The following is a 17,337-nucleotide window of genomic DNA, read 5'->3' as shown; positions in this document are numbered from 1 at the left end:
GGGTAGGGTGATCGCATGATTCGCCATGTCGTGCTGTTCACCTGGACCGATGACGCCAGCGACGAGCAGAAGGCAAGGGTGGCGGCCGAGCTGGAGAAGCTGCCGGCCGCCATCCCGCAGATCCGCGCCTACGCCTTCGGTCCCGACGCGGGCATCAACCACGGCAACCACGACTTCGCCGTCGTCGCCGACTTCGACGACCTCGACGACTACGTGATCTACCGCGACGACCCGGGGCACCAGGCGTTGATCGCCGAGTACATCAAGCCCATCCTGGCGAGCCGCGCCGCCGTCCAGCTCAGCCTGTAGGGACCTGGTCGGTCCAACCGAGCTGCTTGATCAGTTCCCATCGGAACGGCGTGCCGGGCTTGATGTCGGCGTAGTCGGGGTTCGCCGTCCGCAGCACCTCCTGGAAGCCCAGCAGCGCGCCGCTGTCCCGGTCCACGAGGATCAGCTCCTGCATGCCGTTTTCGCGCGGCGGCTGTACCAGCGCGACGCCCACCCGCCCCTCGAAGTCGGTGACGCCGTCCCGCACCGTCACCCCGGGGAAGGCGGCCAGCATGCGGTAGAGCGCGGCCGTGGTGGCGGGAGTGATCTCCTTGTCCGTGAGGAGCCACCTGGACAGGTTCCACAGGAAGCTCTCCTGGGACTCCGGCGCGCCCTGGGGGAACGTCTTCGACAGGCGCGCCTTGAGCGCCCCTGGCTCGGTGGGCAGCTGCGCCGCCGGCCCGACCGGGTAGCCGACCGAATCGGCGGGCAGGGTCTCGACCCGCGCCTCTCCTATCCGGCACCGGTTCTTCGCCGTGCAGAGCGAGGGCGAGCCCGCCGCCTTCCACGCCCGCTCGTCGGCGGCCGTGAGCGGCTTGACCGCCAGGTCGGTGCGTTCGGTCCGGATGGTGGAGCCGTCGCGCCACACCACGTCCTTGGTCCGCCGCTCGACCGTGTACGAGCCCTTCGGCGCGCTGAGCTGCACCTCGAGCGTCTCCCGCCGCCACCGGGCCCCGCTGCCGGGCGGCTGGGCGGCCAGCCGGTCGAGCGCGGTGTCGAGCACGGTGCCCGCGGCGGGTTGGGTCGCCGTGTGGATGGTGCCGTCGCCGAGCCGCGGGATCGCCACGACGCCGCCGGCCAGGACGGCCGTCACGGTCGCGGCCGCGACCGCCCACGACCAACGGGGCATCGGACGCCGCCGCCGGGACCCGCCGAGCACCCGCGCCCGCACGGCCAGCGTCCGCGCGTGGTCGGCGGGCGGGACGTCCGGCATCACGTCGTCGATGACCTGGAACTCCTTCATCAGACCTCCACCCCCAGGGAGTCGCGAAGCTTGGTACGGGCCCGGCTGAGCCGGGAGGCGACGGTGCCGTAGGCGACGCCGAGCGCCGCGGCCACCTCGTCGTAGGTGAGCTCGCCGTAAGCGACGAGCAGCACCACGTCGCGCTCCCCGCGCGACAGGCCGGCCAGCGCGGCCGACAGTCTCCCCACGGTCACCCCGGCGGAGATCCGGTCCACGACCCGCTGGTCGTGGCCGTCGTCGTCCGGCGGCGGCCCCGATCTGGCCAGCGCCCGGTAGCGGCGCACCTCGGCGCGCCGGTGCCGGCCGATGAGCTTCGTGGCGATGCCGTACAGCCAGGGCCTGACGCCGCCCTTGGCCGCGTCGAAGCTGTGACGGCGGCGGAAGGCGACGAGGAAGGTCTCCGCCGCCAGGTCCTCCGCGATGTCGAGGTCGAGCCGGCGGCCGACGTAGCGCCGGATCTCCTCGTAGTGGGCGTCGAAGACGGTGGCGAACCTCTCGGGGTCCGCGACGGCTCCGTCGAGCGATGCGGTCATGCAAGGGTCTCCCTTGCCGGGGAACATGGACAACCGTGATTGCCCGCTCCCGGCAGACCCTTCCGTCAGATCTCGGGCGGGTGGTTCTCGCGGTGCATCAGCCGGTCGTCGGAGGTACGGCCGCGCCGGGGCGCCATCACGACGGTGAGCACGATCCCGATCCCGCCCACGATCATGAAGATGAGGCCGATCACGTCCATGTGGACGGAGTCACCGAACACGTCCGGCTCGATGGCGAACTTCAGGATGGCGCCGAGCGTGAGGATGAAGATGCTGACCCCGACACCCATGACGACCTCCGACGGCAAACAGCGCGTACGCCCACGGTCATACCCGGGTAACGGCGATCACACCCTCAGGCGAGGCAGGAGAGTGGCCGCCCCCCGTTGAACGTGATCATGTCGCCGACGGCCGCGACGATGTCGATGGCGGTGCCCCTCGCCAGGCCGTCCAGCTCGGCGTAGGCACGGTGCAGGTTGCCGACGATCCGCTCGGCGTCGAGCAGCTCCGCCCACTCGCCGAGGTCGGTCTCGCGGGCGGTCTCCAGCGGCGTGAGCCCCGCCGCCCGGCCGCGCTCGGCGGTCTCCCGGACGAAGCGCAGGTAGCCGCGCACCCGACCGATCACCTCGGGGCCGCACACGTCACCGTGGCCGGGCACGATCGTCTGCGCCCCCAGCTCCTCCAGCCGGTCCAGCGCCTCCAGCGCGCCGTCCACCGAGCCCATCAGCACGAACGGCGTGCCGCCGTTGAAGAGCAGGTCGCCGGAGAACAGCAGGCGGCGCTCCGGGATCCACACGTAGGAGTCGTTGGTGGTGTGCGCGGCGGTGCCGATGTGCCGTACCTCGCAGCGCAGCTCGTCCGAGTGGAGGGTCACCCCGTCGGCGTAGGTCAGGAACGGCGCCACCGCCTCCAGCTCGCCCCACTCGACGTCGGGCGACCAGGCGGCGCGGTAGGCGGGGATGCCCTCGGCCAGCACCATCTCGCGGGTCCGCTCGTGGGCGACGATCGTGGCCTCGGGGAACAGGTAGTTGCCGAAGGTGTGGTCGCCGTGGTGGTGGGTGTTGACCAGGGTCGTGACCGGCCGGTCGGTGACCCCGGCGACGGCCTCGCGGTAGGCCCGCGTGCGACGCTCGGTCGAGCACGCGTCGATCCCGATGACGCCGCGCCGGCCGGCCAGGAAGCCGGTGTTGTTGATCCACCAGCTCCCGTCCGGCTGGACGTAGGCGTACACGCCGTCGGAGACCTCTTCGACGCGCGGCGGCGGGAGGGGGTGGTCATGAGGGGTGGCGCTCATGGGGCGACCGTACCTCCGGACGGGGGACGCCCGCTCCGGAGTCCGGAGCGGGCGTCGGGGAGCGCGGGAGAGGACGTCGCTAGAACGCCTCCTCCGGCAGCTCCATGAGCTCCTGGCCGGTGCCGTCGAGCACGCGCCGCTCGGCCGCCAGGCGCGGCAGCACGGTCTTGGCGAAGAACGAGGCCGCGGCCACCTTGCCCTGGTAGAAGGGGTCCTCGCCGTCCGCCAGGCGGGCCAGCGCCACCTCGGCCTGGCGCAGCAGCAGCCAGCCGATCACGAGGTCGCCGAGCGAGAGCAGGAACCGGGTGGTGTTGAGGCCGACCTTGTAGACCTCCTGCGGCTGCTCCAGCGAGGAGAGCGCCCAGCCGGCCATCGTGTCGCCCATGGCCTTGACGTCCGCGGCGGCCTCGGCGAGCAGCCCGCGCTCCTCCTTGAGCCGGCCGTTGCCCGCCTCGGAGCCGGCGAAGGCGTTGACCTCGGTGAGCAGCGCGCCGATCGCGGCGCCCTGGTTGCGCAGGATCTTGCGGAAGAACAGGTCGAGGCCCTGGATCGCGGTGGTGCCCTCGTAGAGGGAGTCGATCTTGGCGTCGCGGATGTACTGCTCGATGGGGTAGTCCTGCAGGTAGCCGGAGCCGCCGAGGGTCTGCAGGGAGCGGGACAGCAGCTCGTACGAGCGCTCGGAGCCGACGCCCTTGACCAGGGGCAGCAACAGGTCGTTCATGGCCTGGGCGTGCCGGTCGTCCGGGTCGATCTGGATGGCGTCCTGGAACGTCGCGGTGTAGAGGACCAGCGCCCGCATGCCCTCGGCGTACGCCTTCTGCAGCATGAGCTCGCGGCGCACGTCGGGGTGGTGGGTGATGGTGACGCGCGGGGCGGACTTGTCGGCCATCCGGGTGAGGTCGGCGCCCTGCGCGCGGGACTTGGCGTACTCCAGGGCGTTGAGGTAGCCGGTGGAGAGCGTGGCGATGGCCTTGGTGCCGACCATCATGCGGGCGTGCTCGATGACCATGAACATCTGCTTGATGCCCTCGTGGACGTCGCCCACCAGCCAGCCGATGGCCGGGTGCCGGTCGCCGAAGGTGAGCTCGCAGGTGGTGGAGACCTTCAGGCCCATCTTCTTCTCGACGTTGGTGACGTAGACGCCGTTGCGCTCGCCCAGCCGGCCGTTGTCGAGGTTCACGTGGTACTTGGGCACCAGGAACATGGACAGGCCCTTGGTGCCGGGGCCGTGGCCCTCGGGGCGGGCCAGCACGAGGTGGAAGATGTTCTCGGTCAGGTCGTGCTCGGCGCTGGTGATGAAGCGCTTGACGCCCTCGATGTGCCAGGTGCCGTCGGGCTGCTGGACCGCTTTGGCGCGGCCGGCGCCGACGTCGGAGCCGGCGTCGGGCTCGGTGAGGACCATGGTGGCGCCCCAGTTCCGCTCGATGGCGAGCTGGGCGAAGCGCTTCTGGTCGGGGGTGCCGAGCTTCCACAGGGTGTAGGCGAAGTTGGGGCCGGCGGCGTACATGTAGAGGGCGGGGTTGGCGCCGAGGACCATCTCGGCCGTGGCCCAGGCGAGGCTGCGGGGGATGCCGGGGCCGCCGAGGCTCTCCGGCAGGTCCAGGTTCGCCCAGCCTCCGTCGAGCAGCGCCTGGTACGACTTCTTGAATCCGGCGGGGACGCTCACGGTGCGGTTCTCGGGGTCGAAGACCGGCGGGTTGCGGTCGCCCTCCTCGAAGGACTCGGCAAGGACCCCGGTGGCCAGCCTGTTGACCTCGCCGAGGATGCTGCGGGCGACGTCCTCGTCCATGTCCGCGTACGGGCCGGTGCGGAGGATCTCGCCGCGCCCGAACACCTCGAAGAGGTTGAACTCGAGGTCACGCAGGTTGCTCTTGTAGTGGCCCATGGGTGCTGATCTCCTTGACCCGAGGTCTTTATCTACCGGCTAGTAACCTTACTCCGAATGCTACCCGCGGGTAACAGTGGATATGCGTGGCATGCTCATCTCCATGGACGCCGAAGAACTCGCCGCGCGCTGGCGAGAGCGCCTTGATTCGTGGGCCATCCCGCCCGAGATCCTGGCCAAGGCCCACGCCGATCCGTGGGGCCACTCCCCGACCCGTTTCGCCGCGCGTACCGACAGGGCGCTGGCCGAGCCGGACGACGGTCCCACCATGACCCGGCTCGCGGAGGCCCTGCCGGAGGGAGGCACGCTCCTGGACGTCGGCGCGGGCACGGGCGCCGCCTCGCTGCCGCTGCACGAGCGCGCCGGACGGCTGTACGCGGTCGACACCTCCGCCGCGATGCTGGCCGAGCTGGCGCTGCGCGCCGACAAGCTGGGCGTCGCGCACACGACGGTCGAGGGACGCTGGCCCGACGTGGCCGACCAGGTGCCGGTGGCGGACGCGTCGGTCGCCGCGCACGTCGTCTACAACGTGCCCGACCTGGCCGGCTTCCTGCGCGCCCTGGACGCCCGTACGAGCGGCCGCGTGGTGCTCGAGCTCGCCCACCGCCACCCCATGAGCTGGATGACCCCGCTCTGGGAGCACTTCCACGGAGTGAACCGTCCCGTGCGCCCCGTCGCCGAGGACTGCGTCGCGCTGGCCGCGGCGCTCGGGTACCGGGTCCGGGTGGAGGAGCGGGAGGCCCCGCTGGAACGATTCAGCAGCCTGGAGGAGCTGGCGGCGGGCGCCTGCCGCCGGATCTGCCTCGACCCGGCACGCGCGGAGGAGGTCGCCGAGACCGCGCTCTCCATGGGCATGTGGCCGCTGCCGCGCGAGCGCTGGGTGACGATCTGGTGGGACTGACCGCCGGGCCCGCGGGTGGTCGGGGACTTATCAGGGACGATCCCCGATGTGGCCAGGGTGGTCCGCGAGGCACCCTGGCCGTATGAACGAAATCACTCGACGCGACGAAGTCTCGCTGTCCGGCGCCGCGCTGCGCGGCGCGCCCTGGAAGGCCGCGGCCGTCGGCGGCGGTGTGGTGGCCGGTGTCAGCTTCGGCCTCGGGGTCCTGCTGCCCGGCGACGCCAACCTGGTGTGGGCGCTGGGGCTCGGCATCAACCTGTTCGCGCTGATCGCCGCGATCGGCGCGGTCTCCAAGCCGGACGTCGGCGACCGGGTGACCCGGCAGGCCCGCCAGTGGGCGCTGAACCACCCGTGGAAGTTCGCGCTGCTGCCCGCCGGCATCGCCACGGTGCTCGACTACCCGGTGCAGCTCGTGCTCGACTCCGAGGGCGTCTTCGGCTCGGCCTTCCAGTCCGTCTGGCACGGCGTGCTCGTGTACGTCATCGCGGGCATCCTGACGATGACCGTGAAGGGCCGCGCGCGTTCGTCCTCGTGAGGCCGGTGGGACGTCAGCCCAGCAGGCCGTCCCGCTCGGCCTGGTTCCGGGTGACGCAGAACTCGTTGCCCTCGGGGTCGTGCATGGTCACCCATCCGGTCCCGTCGGGCCTGCGGTGGTCCTCGAAGATGGTGGCGCCCAGCTCCAGCAGCCGCTCGACCTCCTGGTCCCGGCTGCCCTCGATGGCGTTGACGTCGAGGTGGACGCGGTTCTTGCCGGCCTTGCCCTCGGGGACGCGGATGAACAGCAGGAACGGGTCCTGCTTGGTGCGGAGCATGATCTCGGGGTCGCCCGGGTTGTCGTCGTCTCCGAGCGGAAGGCCGGTGACCTTGCTCCACCAGCTCCCCAGCTCGTACGGGTCGGCGGCGTCGATGGTCACAGCATGGATCTCAATCATGCGATCACCCAACCGTGACACCGGCGAAGCCGTCAAGCCGGTTACTGGCATGATGCCGGTTATGCCGGACATCGTACTTGTGCAGCTGGGCGTGGACGACGTGGAGCGTCTGCGGGAGATCAGGTTGAGAGCGCTGCTGGACGCGCCCGGCGCGTTCGCGTCCACGTACGCCAGGGAGAACGATTTCCCGCCGGAGACGTGGGCGGAGCGGCTGAGCGCCCCCGAGTCGCGGTGGCTGGTGGCCTCCGACGGCACGGCCGACCTCGGGCTGGTGTGCGCCCGGCAGGAGGAGGGCGGGGTGCATCTGCTGTCGCTGTGGGTGGCACCGGAGGCCCGCACTCGCGGCGTCGGCTCGCTGCTGGTGGACGAGGTGGTCGCCGGGGCCCGCGAGGTGGGCGCCGAGGAGGTGCGGCTGTGGATCGTGGACGCGAACGAGGCCGCCCGCGCCCTCTACCTGCGTAAGGGATTCACCCCCACAGGCCGGACGATGAGGCTGCCGTCCGACCCGGAGGTGGGGGAGTCGCAGTACGCGCTGTCGCTGCTGTTCCGCCGGGCCAGGGCCGAGGACGTGCCCGCGATCGTGGCCATGCTGGCCGACGACCCGCTCGGCGCGCGGCGCGAGGGCGACCCGAACGACGAGCGCTACCTGAAGGCGTTCGCCCGCATCGACACCGACCCCTACGACGAGCTGATCGTGGCCGAGGTCGGCGGCAAGGTCGTCGGCACCATGCAGCTCACCTACCTGGCCGGCCTGTCGAGGCTGGGCGCCGAGCGCTGCCAGATCGAGGCGGTCCGGGTCGCCGCCTCCACCCGGGGCCAGGGCCTCGGCCGCAAGATGATCGGCTGGGCCGTGGACCGGGCGCGCGCCCGGGGCTGCGCGATGGTGCAGCTCACCTCCGACAAGTCCCGCGCCGACGCGCACCGCTTCTACGGCTCGCTCGGCTTCACCGCCTCCCACGAGGGCTTCAAGCTCGCGCTGAGCTGACCCACCATCCACCGGCACCATTCGGCGCGGTGCCGCTCGTAGCCGAGCCCGCACCGCAGCGCCGCGTAGTTGCCGAAGCGGGGGTCGCCCGGGTCGGGAGGCGCCCCGAACAGCTCCTCCTCGCGCTCGTACTCGGCCAGCCGCTCCTCGTGCGCCCGCAACTGCTCGGCGAACAGCCGCCTGACCAGCTCGGGGTCGGCCAGCCACGAGGCGTACGTCTTGAGCACCAGCTCGTCGCGTTCGGGCCGCTCGCGCGGCGGCTCGGTGATCCACGCCCGCAGCGCGTCCCCGCCCTCGGACGTCAGCCGGTAGACCTTCTTGTCCTGCGGGCCGGGCCCGTGCCGGGTCTCGAACGCGACGAGCCCCCCGGCCGACAGCTTCTGCAGCTCGGCGTGGATCTGGCTGTGCCCGGCCGTCCAGAAGTACGACACGGGCCGTCGCATGGCGGCGGCGATGTCGTAGCCCGTGCGGTCGCCCCGCGCCAGGACGGCGAGGATCGCGAAACCAAGCGTTGAGGTCATCGTGCGCCAAGGATATTCTGCCGCCAGACTATGTCACTTCTGACATAGTTTGAGGAGAGGGGACGGGCATGCGCGCGATCATCGGCTCACGGCACACCGGGTGGGGAGGCGCCGGCCTGGCGGGGCTCGTCGCGCTGCTGACCGCCTGCGGGGGCACGGTCAACACCGCGGCGGCGCCGTCTCCGGCAGCTCCGAGGCCGGTGACGTCGGCGATGTCGGCACCGGCCAGTCCTTCGGTGACGCCGTCACCCGTCGTCACCGGCCCGAACGTCAGCGGCTGCTTCACCGAGAAGGACGGCAGGATCTTCACCCACGGCGACGACCTGCCCGGCGTCATCACGGGCAAGGGATCGGTCGGCGTGGTGATCACCTACGAGCGCAACGGCAGCGTCTGCACCTGGCGCCCGCTCTCCGACCGCCTCGTGGGGGCCGGCTACCGCGTGCTGCTGTACGCCAGGGACAGCAGGGTCCCGCCGGAGGACGTCGCGGTGGCCATGGGCAAGCGGCTGGCCAAGGAGAAGGGCGTCAAGCGCCTGTTCTTCGTGGGCGGCTCGATCGGCGCCACCACCGCCCCCCTCGCGGCGGCCAGGATGCGCGGCAAGGCGGCCGGGGTCGTCGCCCTGTCAGGCTCGATCGACCCCGCCGACGCCGCCGCGATCACCGCGCCGCTGCTCCAGATCGGCACCGAGAACGACGGCTACGGCGGCGCCGCCGACCTCCAGGCCGCCCACGACGCCGCCACCAAGGCGGCCGCCAACGAGCTGCTCCTGGTCAAGGGCGAGAGCGCCCACGCCTCCGCGATGTTCGGCGCCTCCTACGGCCCTCAGGTGCTCGACCGCATCCTCACGTTCATGGACCGGCACAGATCGTGATCAGGCACGGGCAGGTCAGCAAGGGCTGACCTCGACCAGGTTGTCGTGGTAGACCGCGCCCCGGCCGAGGTCCGCGTCGGCCTCCCGTACGACCGCGTTCGGGTTGGCGCCGCCTGGCACGTGCTTCGGCCAGTGCCCCTTGGGCGAGGCGACCACGCCGCGCGCCACCCGGTCGCTCACCTCCACCTCGGCCAGGAACTCGCCGACCGCGTTGTGCACCCGCGCCCGCCGCCCGCTCTCGAGCCCCCGCTCGGCCGCGTCGGCCGGGTTGACCAGCACCACCGGATCCTTGGCGCGGCGCCGCAGCTCGGGGTTGTTGGCGAACGTCGTGTTGAGGAACGTGTGCGCCGCCGGCGTGATCAGGGTCAACGGGTACGGCCCGCTCCCCGCCTCCCGCGCCGACCTCGACGGCACGTACGCCTTGCCCCGCGACGGGAAACGCATCCGACCGGACGACGTCGGGAAGCCCTCGGCGAACGGAGTGAACGGCTTGGGATAGTTCATCCGCACCCAGCCCTCCTTGCGCAGCCGGTCCAGCGTGACGCCCTCCAGCGACGGATGGCCACTGGCGAGGAGCTGCTCGGCCAGCTCCAGGTCCGAGTCGTACAGGGACGGCTCGGTCAGGCCCATGTGCCGGGCCAGGCGGCGGAACGTCTCCGTGGTGGACAGGCATTCGCCGGGCGCCTCCACCGCGGGCTCGTTCCAGTGGAGGTACATGTGGCCGTAGCCGGCGTGCAGGTCGGCGTGCTCGGTCTGCATCGTCGCGGGCAGCACGATGTCGGCGTGGTCGACCGTGTCGGTCGGGAAGTGCTCCATGACGACCGTGAACAGGTCCTCCCGGGCCAGTCCGCGCCTGATCGCGCCGCTGTCGGAGGTGGAGCCGAGCGGGTTCGCGCCGTACACCCACAGGCACTTGACCGAGTCCAGCTCCGAGGCCAGGCGCGTCATCGTCAGGGTACGGACCGGCTTGGCGAGAAGGTCGTCGCGGGTGTCGATGTTCAGGTGGACGTGGCCGCTGGTGGAGTAGGCCACGCCGCCGCCCGGGTGCCGCCAGTCACCGGTGACGGCGGGGATCGCGGCGATCGTGCGCATCGCCGTGCCGCCGCCCTCGTGCCGCTGGATGCCCATCGTGGCGCGGATGGCGGTCGGCCGGGTGCGCGCGAGCCGCGTCCCCAGGCTGTGGACGTCCTCGGCCGGGATGCCGGTGATCTCGGCCACCCGCTCGACCGGGTAGGCCAGGATCTCCTCGCGGAACGCCTCCCAGCCCGCGGTGTGCCGTGCCAGGTAGTCATCGTCCTGCGCGCCCTCGGCGAGCACCACGTTGAGCAGCCCGAGGGCGAGCGCCGCGTCCGTGCCGGGCCTGATCGCCAGGTGCCGGTCCGCCTGGTCCGCGGTCCTGGTGCGGATCGGGTCGATCGCCACCACGTACGCGCCGTTCGCCCGGGCCTCCTGCACGAACTTCCACAGGTGGTGGCCGCTGGTCAGCGTGTTCGTCCCCCACAGCAGGATCAGCCGCGAGAGTGCGAAGTCCTCGGTGTCCATGCCGCCGGGGGTGCCGTTGGCCAGGGTGAGCCCGGAGTTGCCGGCGCTGGAGCAGATGTTCAGCCAGTGCTTGGAGGCGCCCAGCACGTTCCAGAACCGGCGGCCGGCCACGCCCTCGCACCCCTGGAGGTAACCGAGCGAGCCGGTGCCCGCGTACGGCCAGATCGCCTCGCCCCCGTGCTCCTCGACGATCCCGCGCAGCCGGGTCGAGATCTCCTCCAGGGCCTCGTCCCAGGTGATCCGTTCGAACCGGCCGGAGCCCTTGGGGCCGGTGCGGCGCAGCGGGTACAGGATGCGGTCGTCGGCCCGGGTGTGCTCCAGGTAGCGGTTGACCTTCACGCACAGCGCGCCCCGGGTGTAAGGATGGTCCGGGTTGCCGCGCAGCTTCACGGCCTGGCCGTCCTCGACGGTGACCACCCACGAGCAGCCGTCAGGGCAGTCCAGCGGACAAGCCCCCAAAACTCGCATTTCACCCGACATGCGCCCCAGCTTATGACGGGTGAACGAGCGTGGCACGGGGCGGCCGGAGACCCCATGTCACGCGGCACGGCTCGGACAGCGGTAGAAATCGAAGGGAAGGGCTCGTCGGGCGTCACCCCTGGTGCGGTAACCGAGGTGACGATTGGGGACACTAGCGGCCAAAGATCGTACGGTCCGGTCGGGAAGGTGCAGAATCGCTGTCGGTGGCCGACATCAGGGAACGTGAAGACACGGGGGACCTCTCGGAGGAGGGCCCGGCCGTGGCCGAAGCGCGCCCGGACCACGACGTGTACGTGGTCGAGCCGCTGCTGCCCCAGCGCCTGCGCCGCCCCTCCGACCTGCTCCGCTTCCTCGCCACGCTGGTCGCCATCGTCGGCGTGATCGTCATCGCGCTCGTCGCCAAGCAGACCCTGAACGGGCTGGAGAAGGACGTCACCGAGGGCGCCACCCGCCTGCCCGAGCTGCTGAGCCGCGTCGCGACGTTCCTGGGCGGCGCCGCGCTGCTCGTCGTGCCCGTCGCCTTCGCCGTCGAGCGCGTCTTCCACCGCGACGGCCTGCGCGTCGCCGAGGGCCTGGTCGCCGCCATCCTCGGCATGGTCATCGCCTTCCTGCTCGGCGGCTGGATCGTCACCGCCGCCCCCACCGACCTGCGCCTCCTGCTGACCGGCAACCGCGACATCGAGCCGCTCAACACGCTGCTCACGTCGGTCATCGCCTACTCCACGGCCGTCCGCATCTCCCGCCGCCCCACCTGGCGGGCCCTCATGTGGACCGTCATCGGGCTGTACGCCCTCGCCTTCTTCACCGGCTACCAGATCACGCTCGTCGGCGGCATCATCACCGTCCTGCTCGGCATGGCGGTCGGCTACGGCACCCTGTACGGCGTCGGCAGCCCCAACACCCGGCCCCCTGGCAACGCCGTCGTCGCCGCCCTGCGCAAGCTGTCCTTCACGCCCGTCTCCGCCCGCCGCATCGACGACGACCACCAGGGCAGCCGCCGCTACGCCATCGGACTCAAGGACGGCAGCAGCCTCGACGTCACCGTCCTCGACCGCGACCGCCAGGTGGCCGGCCTGCCGTACCGGCTGTGGCGGCGCATCCGGCTCAACTCCGAGACCCGCCGCCGCGCGATCCGCTCGCTCCGCGCCGAGCTGGAGCGCGAGGCGCTCATGGCGTACGCCGCGCAGGCGGCCGGCGCGAGCACGCCCCGCCTGCTCGGCACCAGCGAGATCGGCACCGAGGCCGCGCTGCTCGCCTACGAGCACCTCGACACCAGGCCCCTGGACGAGGTGCCGGACGCCGAGATCGACGACAACGTGCTCGCCCAGATCTGGGAGCAGATCGAGCTTCTCCAGATCCAGCGCCTCGCCCACCGGCGGCTCACCGGCGAGGGCATCCACCTCGACCAGGCCGGCCGCGTCGTGCTGACGGACGCCCGCAGCGGCGAGATCGCCGCCGGCGACCTGCTGCTCCGGCTCGACGTCGCCCAGCTCCTCACCTACCTCGCCCTGCGCGTCGGCCCCGAGCGCTCCGTACGCGCCGCGGCCGCCGTCATGGGGCCCGACGCGCTCGCCGCCGCCCTGCCGCTCCTCCAGCGCATCGCGCTCACCCGCGAGACCCGCGCGGCCCTGGCCAAGGACAAGGCCCTGCTCGGCAACCTGCGCGAGCAGATCGTCTCGCTCAAGCCGCAGGGCAAGGCCGAGGAGATCCGGCTGGAGCGCTTCCGGCCGCGCACGCTCGTCACCATCATCGCCAGCACCCTGGCCGCCTACTTCCTGCTGTCGCAGCTCAGCCGGGTCAACCTCGCGCAGGTCGTCACCACGGCCGACTGGGCGTGGTCCGGGCTCGCGCTGGTCGCCTCGTTCGTCAGCTTCGTGGCCGCCGCGCTCATGCTGCGCGGGTTCGTACCCGAGGCGCTGCCCCTCTGGCGTACCGTGCTCGTGCAGTTCGCGGCGTCGTTCGTCAAGCTCGTCGCGCCCGCCGCCGTCGGCGGCGTCGCCATCAACACCCGCTACCTGCAGAAACGCGGAATCTCACCCGCCTCGGCGATGGCCAGCGTGGGCGCGTCGCAGCTCGTCATGATGATCTTCCACATCGCGCTGCTGCTGCTGTTCGCCTACATCACCGGGTCGAGCACCGCCACGTCCTTCACCCCCTCGCGCGGGCTGGTCGTGGCGATGCTCGCGGTGGCCGTGCTCGTCGTGGTGCTCCTCGGCGTGCCGCCGCTGCGCCGGCTCGTCACCGGACGCATGCGGCGGCTGTTCTCCAACGTGCTGCCGCGGCTGCTGGACGTGCTCCAGTCGCCGGCCAAGATGATCGAGGCCACCTTCGGCACCCTCATGATCACCCTGGCGTTCGTGGCCTGCCTCGACGCGTGCGTGGAGGCGTTCGGCGGCTCCATCAGCTTCACCACCGTCGCCGTCGTCTACCTCACGGCCAACGCCATCGGCTCGGCCGCGCCCACCCCCGGCGGGCTCGGCGCGGTCGAGGCCTCACTCACGCTGGGCCTGACCGTCGCCGGGCTGCCCGCCGAGCTGGCCACCTCGGCCGTGCTGCTCTACCGGCTGCTCACCTTCTGGCTGCCGGTGCTGCCCGGCTGGGCGTCCTTCACGCACCTCCAGCGGCACGAGGCCCTGTGATCCGGTCGATCTCCCGCAGCTCGTCCTCGGTGAAGGGCGGCCCCTGCAGGCAGGCCACGTTGTCCTGGAGCTGCCGCACGCTGCTCGCGCCGATCAGCACGCTCGTCACCCGCGGATCGCGCAGCGTCCACAGCAGCGCCATCTGCGCCAGCGACTGACCACGGCCCCGCGCGATCTCGTTCAGCTCGCCCGCCAGCTCACGGTCGATCTGCTCGGCGCTCAGGAACCTGCTCGTCGCCGCCCGCGACCCGGCCGGCACACCCTCCAGGTAGCGGTCGGTCAGCAACCCCTGCGCCAGCGGCGAGTAGACGATGCAGCCCATGCCCGCCTCCTCCAGCGTGTCCAGCAGGCCACCCTCGATCCACCGGTTGATCATGGAGTACGACGGCTGGTGGATGAGCAGCGGCGTCCCCAGCTCCCGCATGATCCGGACCGCCTGGGCCGTCTGCTCCGCCGAGTAGTTGGACACGCCCGCGTACAACGCCTTGCCCGAGCGCACCGCCCGGTCCAGCGCGCCCATCGTCTCCTCCAGCGGCGTGTCCGGGTCGGGACGGTGGCTGTAGAAGACGTCGACGTACTCCAGTCCCATCCGCTCCAGCGACTGGTCGAGGCTGGCCAGCAGGTACTTGCGCGAGCCCCACTCGCCGTACGGCCCGGGCCACATGTCGTAGCCCGCCTTCGTGGAGATGACCAGCTCGTCCCGGTACGGGGCGAAGTCCTCGCGGAAGATCCGGCCGAAGTTCCGCTCCGCCGAGCCGTACGGCACGCCGTAGTTGTTGGCCAGATCGAAGTGCGTCACCCCGAGGTCGAACGCGCGGCGCAGGATCTCCCGCGACGTCGCGACCGGCCGGTCGTCGCCGAAGTTGTGCCACAGCCCCAGCGAGACGGCCGGAAGCCGCAGCCCGCTCCGGCCGCTGCGGTTGTACGGCTGCCGCTCGTAGCGGCCCTCGTCCGCCGTGTACGTCACGCCGCACTCCCGTCGGTGCCCGTCCCCGTGCCCGTCCCGATGATCCAGGACAGCGCGAACGCCTCCTCCCGCCAGGCGTCGTAACGCCCGCTCCGGCCGCCGTGACCCGCGCCCATCTCGGTCTTCAGCAGGAACGGCCCGCCGTCCGCGGTGGCCCGCAGCCGGGCGATCCACTTGGCCGGCTCGTGGTAGAGCACACGCGTGTCGTTCAGGCTGGTGATCGCCAGGATCGGCGGGTACGACCGGCCGTCGACGTTCTCGTACGGCGTGTAGCTCTTCATGTACGCGTAGACGTCGGGATTGTGCAGCGGGTCGCCCCACTCGTCCCACTCGATCACGGTCAACGGCAGCGACGGGTCGAGGATCGTGTTGAGCGCGTCGACGAACGGCACCTCGGCCACGACGCCCGCGAACTCCTCCGGCGCCAGGTTGACGGCCGCGCCCATGAGCAGCCCGCCCGCCGAGCCGCCGCGCGCCACCACCCGCTCGCTCACGCCCGCCTGCTTCAGGTGCCGGGCCGCGGCCACGAAGTCGGTGAACGTGTTGCGCTTCCTGGTGAGCTTGCCCTCCTCGTACCAGCGCCGGCCCAGCTCCCCGCCGCCGCGCACGTGGGCGACCGCGAACACGAAGCCCCGGTCCAGCAGCGACAGCCGCGGCACCGAGAAGCCCGGGTCGATCGAGGTCTCGTAGCTGCCGTAGCCGTACAGGACGGTCGGCGCCGGAGTGGCGGTGTCCTTCCGCTTGACCAGGGAGATCGGCACCCGCGTGCCGTCCTCGGCCGTCGCCCACTCGCGGAACTGCTCGTAGTCGTCCGGGTCGTAGCCGCCCAGCACCGCCCGCCGCTTCAGCAGGATCAGCTCGCGGGTCGCCAGGTCGTAGTCGTAGACGCTCGACGGGGTGACCATGCTGGTGTAGCCGAGCCGCAGCCGCGCGGTGACGAACTCGGGGTTGCCGGCGGGGCTCACGTCGTACAGTGGCTCGGGGAACTCGATCTCGTACGCAGCGGTGCCCGCGGCGGCCTCGGCCCGCTCGCGCCAGCCGCCCTCCGCGGCCCCGCCGTCCTCCGTGTACGGGAGGACCCGGATGCCAGTGAGGCCGTCGCGCCGGAAGTGGACGACGGCGTGGCCCGCGAACGCGTCGATCTCCAGCAGCCGCGTGTCCTCGCGGTGCGCGATCAGCGGCGTCCACGCGCCCGGGTCGTCGAGCGGGGCCGTGGCCAGCTCGAAGTTCTCGGCGTTCTCGTTGTGCAGCACGTAGAAGAAGTCGCCCGCGTGCTCGACGCCGTACTCCACGCCGACCGTCCGGGGACGCACGACCCGGAACTCGCCGGTCGGGTCGGCGGCGTCCAGGATGCGCACCTCACTGGTGATCTTGCTGCCGGCGCCCAGCACGAGGTACTTCTCGCTGCGCGTCAGCGAGACGCCGACCCAGTACCGCTCGTCGGACTCCTCGTAGACGAGCACGTCGTCACGTGTGCCCAGCGTGTGGCGGTAGACCTGGTACGGCCGCCACGCGTCGTCCACGCGCGTGTAGAAGAACGTCGAGCCGTCGGCCGACCACGCGCCGCCGTAAAAGATGTCCTCGATCTCGTCGTCCAGCGTCTCGCCGGTCGTGAGGTTCCTGAACTTCAGCGTGAAGCGCTCGGCGCCCTTGTAGTCGGTGGAGTAGGCCAGCATCGTCCCGTCGGGGGAGATGGCGCTCACGCCGACCGAGAAGAAGGCGCTGTCGCCCGCCAGCTCGTTGCCGTCGAGGATGACCTCCTCCCCGTCGAGCCGCTCACCGGTAGTGATCTCCGGGGGGGTCTCGCCGGTCGCCGGCACCCGGCACGACACGGCGTACTGCTTGCCCTCCTCGGTACGGGTGAAGTACCACCAGCCGCCCTTGCGGCTCGGCACCGACAGGTCCGTCTCCTGCACGCGGCCCTTGATCTCCTGGAACACCTGCTCCTGGAGACCCTCCGAATGGGCGGTCTGCTCCTTGAGATAGGCGTTCTCCGCCTCCAGATAGGCGACCGTGTCCGGGTCGTCCTTGTCGGCGAGCCAGGCGAACTCGTCGATCACGGTGTCACCGTGGTGGGTGCGCTCCGTCGGGACCTTCTTCGCCACCGGGGGCGTCGACGCGCCGCCGGGGGCCTGGCTGCTCGCTTGGGTTTGGCTGCTCACGTGGGGAGTCTATGTTCGGCCGTAATCCGTCCGTGGCCGCGAGACTCGGCGAAGACGGCTCAAGCAGTCGGACGCGCTGCTAATCTTGTGAAGCCGACGCGGTGCGGCACAACCATCCTCCTCCACTCCAGTGGATTCGGCATGGGCTGTGTCGTCGGTCGTCGACAACCTCCCTCTGGCGAGTCGGTTCGGAGCATGGCTGCGGGCTGGTAAGTTAGAGGGGTTGCCCCGGAGACGGGGTAAGTCGGAATTCTGAAAGCGCCGAATTTGACAGTAAATCGGGTCGCTGAAAGAATAAAGACACAACGAAAGACCGAAGCGAAAAGCGCCTCT

The 17,337-nt window shown here is 71.2% G+C and carries 16 protein-coding genes and 1 pseudogene; 7 read left to right on the top strand and 10 right to left on the bottom strand.

Annotated elements, in window-relative coordinates; all coding sequences use genetic code 11:
* The first annotated feature begins 15 nt into the window (after positions 1-15).
* The gene (locus MTP10_RS40675; RefSeq protein ID WP_310717217.1) at positions 16-309 is read left to right on the top strand and encodes a Dabb family protein; all 294 of its coding nucleotides are present in this window, start codon (positions 16-18) and stop codon (positions 307-309) included.
* Here the strand turns inward: MTP10_RS40675 and MTP10_RS40670 are convergent.
* From MTP10_RS40670 to MTP10_RS40650, 5 genes are all read right to left on the bottom strand, one after another.
* Positions 299-1,291, bottom strand: a complete 993-nt coding sequence (locus MTP10_RS40670) for a CU044_5270 family protein (RefSeq protein WP_310717214.1) — start codon at positions 1,289-1,291, stop codon at positions 299-301. The genes MTP10_RS40675 and MTP10_RS40670 overlap by 11 nt on opposite strands.
* A complete protein-coding gene (locus tag MTP10_RS40665) occupies positions 1,291-1,824 on the bottom strand; it encodes an RNA polymerase sigma factor (protein ID WP_310717212.1) in 534 nt (177 codons plus the stop codon). The genes MTP10_RS40670 and MTP10_RS40665 overlap by 1 nt, the downstream gene beginning before the upstream one ends.
* Before the next feature lie 65 nt (positions 1,825-1,889).
* Positions 1,890-2,114, bottom strand: coding sequence for a DUF6458 family protein (locus tag MTP10_RS40660; protein WP_310717210.1), 225 nt, complete (start codon positions 2,112-2,114; stop codon positions 1,890-1,892).
* Positions 2,115-2,179: 65 nt separating this feature from the next.
* Positions 2,180-3,118 carry an MBL fold metallo-hydrolase gene (locus MTP10_RS40655; RefSeq protein ID WP_310717209.1) on the bottom strand — a complete coding sequence of 313 codons (939 nt, stop codon included), beginning with the start codon at positions 3,116-3,118 and terminating at the stop codon, positions 2,180-2,182.
* A gap of 79 nt (positions 3,119-3,197) precedes the next feature.
* A complete protein-coding gene (locus MTP10_RS40650; protein ID WP_310717207.1) occupies positions 3,198-5,003 on the bottom strand; it encodes an acyl-CoA dehydrogenase in 1,806 nt (601 codons plus the stop codon).
* A 103-nt stretch (positions 5,004-5,106) separates the two neighbouring features.
* Between MTP10_RS40650 and MTP10_RS40645 the strand changes: the two genes are divergently transcribed.
* The gene (locus MTP10_RS40645; RefSeq protein WP_310717205.1) at positions 5,107-5,904 is read left to right on the top strand and encodes a methyltransferase domain-containing protein; all 798 of its coding nucleotides are present in this window, start codon (positions 5,107-5,109) and stop codon (positions 5,902-5,904) included.
* An 82-nt stretch (positions 5,905-5,986) separates the two neighbouring features.
* The gene (locus MTP10_RS40640) at positions 5,987-6,439 is read left to right on the top strand and encodes a hypothetical protein (RefSeq protein ID WP_310717202.1); all 453 of its coding nucleotides are present in this window, start codon (positions 5,987-5,989) and stop codon (positions 6,437-6,439) included.
* A gap of 13 nt (positions 6,440-6,452) precedes the next feature.
* Here the strand turns inward: MTP10_RS40640 and MTP10_RS40635 are convergent, their stop codons facing one another.
* A complete protein-coding gene (locus tag MTP10_RS40635) occupies positions 6,453-6,836 on the bottom strand; it encodes a VOC family protein (protein WP_310717200.1) in 384 nt (127 codons plus the stop codon).
* On the opposite strand from MTP10_RS40635, the pseudogene MTP10_RS40630 reads away from it, so the two are divergent.
* Both MTP10_RS40630 and MTP10_RS40625 read left to right on the top strand, forming a co-directional pair.
* A pseudogene (locus MTP10_RS40630) lies at positions 6,811-7,311 on the top strand (GNAT family N-acetyltransferase); the annotation flags it as partial. The gene MTP10_RS40635 and the pseudogene MTP10_RS40630 overlap by 26 nt on opposite strands.
* Positions 7,312-7,422: 111 nt before the next feature.
* On the top strand, positions 7,423-7,821 hold the full coding sequence (locus MTP10_RS40625) for a GNAT family N-acetyltransferase (protein WP_310717257.1): 399 nt from the start codon (positions 7,423-7,425) through the stop codon (positions 7,819-7,821).
* Here MTP10_RS40625 and MTP10_RS40620 read toward each other — a convergent pair.
* Positions 7,764-8,342 carry a helix-turn-helix transcriptional regulator gene (locus tag MTP10_RS40620; protein WP_310717199.1) on the bottom strand — a complete coding sequence of 193 codons (579 nt, stop codon included), beginning with the start codon at positions 8,340-8,342 and terminating at the stop codon, positions 7,764-7,766. The two genes, MTP10_RS40625 and MTP10_RS40620, sit on opposite strands and share 58 nt — an antisense overlap.
* A gap of 68 nt (positions 8,343-8,410) precedes the next feature.
* Between MTP10_RS40620 and MTP10_RS40615 the strand changes: the two genes are divergently transcribed.
* On the top strand, positions 8,411-9,214 hold the full coding sequence (locus tag MTP10_RS40615) for a hypothetical protein (RefSeq protein ID WP_310717197.1): 804 nt from the start codon (positions 8,411-8,413) through the stop codon (positions 9,212-9,214).
* A 15-nt stretch (positions 9,215-9,229) separates the two neighbouring features.
* Here the strand turns inward: MTP10_RS40615 and MTP10_RS40610 are convergent, their stop codons facing one another.
* Positions 9,230-11,224 carry a molybdopterin oxidoreductase family protein gene (locus tag MTP10_RS40610; RefSeq protein WP_310717196.1) on the bottom strand — a complete coding sequence of 665 codons (1,995 nt, stop codon included), beginning with the start codon at positions 11,222-11,224 and terminating at the stop codon, positions 9,230-9,232.
* Positions 11,225-11,496: 272 nt separating this feature from the next.
* On the opposite strand from MTP10_RS40610, the gene MTP10_RS40605 reads away from it, so the two are divergent.
* Complete coding sequence (locus MTP10_RS40605; RefSeq protein WP_310717194.1) at positions 11,497-13,875, top strand: lysylphosphatidylglycerol synthase transmembrane domain-containing protein; 2,379 nt, start codon at positions 11,497-11,499, stop codon at positions 13,873-13,875.
* On the opposite strand, the gene mgrA is transcribed toward MTP10_RS40605, so the two are convergent.
* Together mgrA and MTP10_RS40595 are read right to left on the bottom strand one after the other, a co-directional pair.
* Positions 13,844-14,842: an L-glyceraldehyde 3-phosphate reductase gene (gene mgrA, locus MTP10_RS40600; protein ID WP_310717192.1), complete on the bottom strand. Its 999-nt coding sequence runs from the start codon at positions 14,840-14,842 to the stop codon at positions 13,844-13,846. The two genes, MTP10_RS40605 and mgrA, sit on opposite strands and share 32 nt — an antisense overlap.
* The gene (locus tag MTP10_RS40595) at positions 14,839-17,004 is read right to left on the bottom strand and encodes a S9 family peptidase (protein WP_310717188.1); all 2,166 of its coding nucleotides are present in this window, start codon (positions 17,002-17,004) and stop codon (positions 14,839-14,841) included. Before MTP10_RS40595 ends, mgrA begins: the two co-directional genes overlap by 4 nt.
* Positions 17,005-17,337 lie beyond the last annotated feature (333 nt).

This window comes from Nonomuraea sp. 3-1Str (assembly GCF_031570565.1).
Taxonomy (GTDB): Bacteria; Actinomycetota; Actinomycetes; order Streptosporangiales; family Streptosporangiaceae; genus Nonomuraea.
The sequence above is the reverse complement of the archived record's forward strand: the minus strand, read 5'-3'. Positions and strand labels throughout refer to the sequence as shown.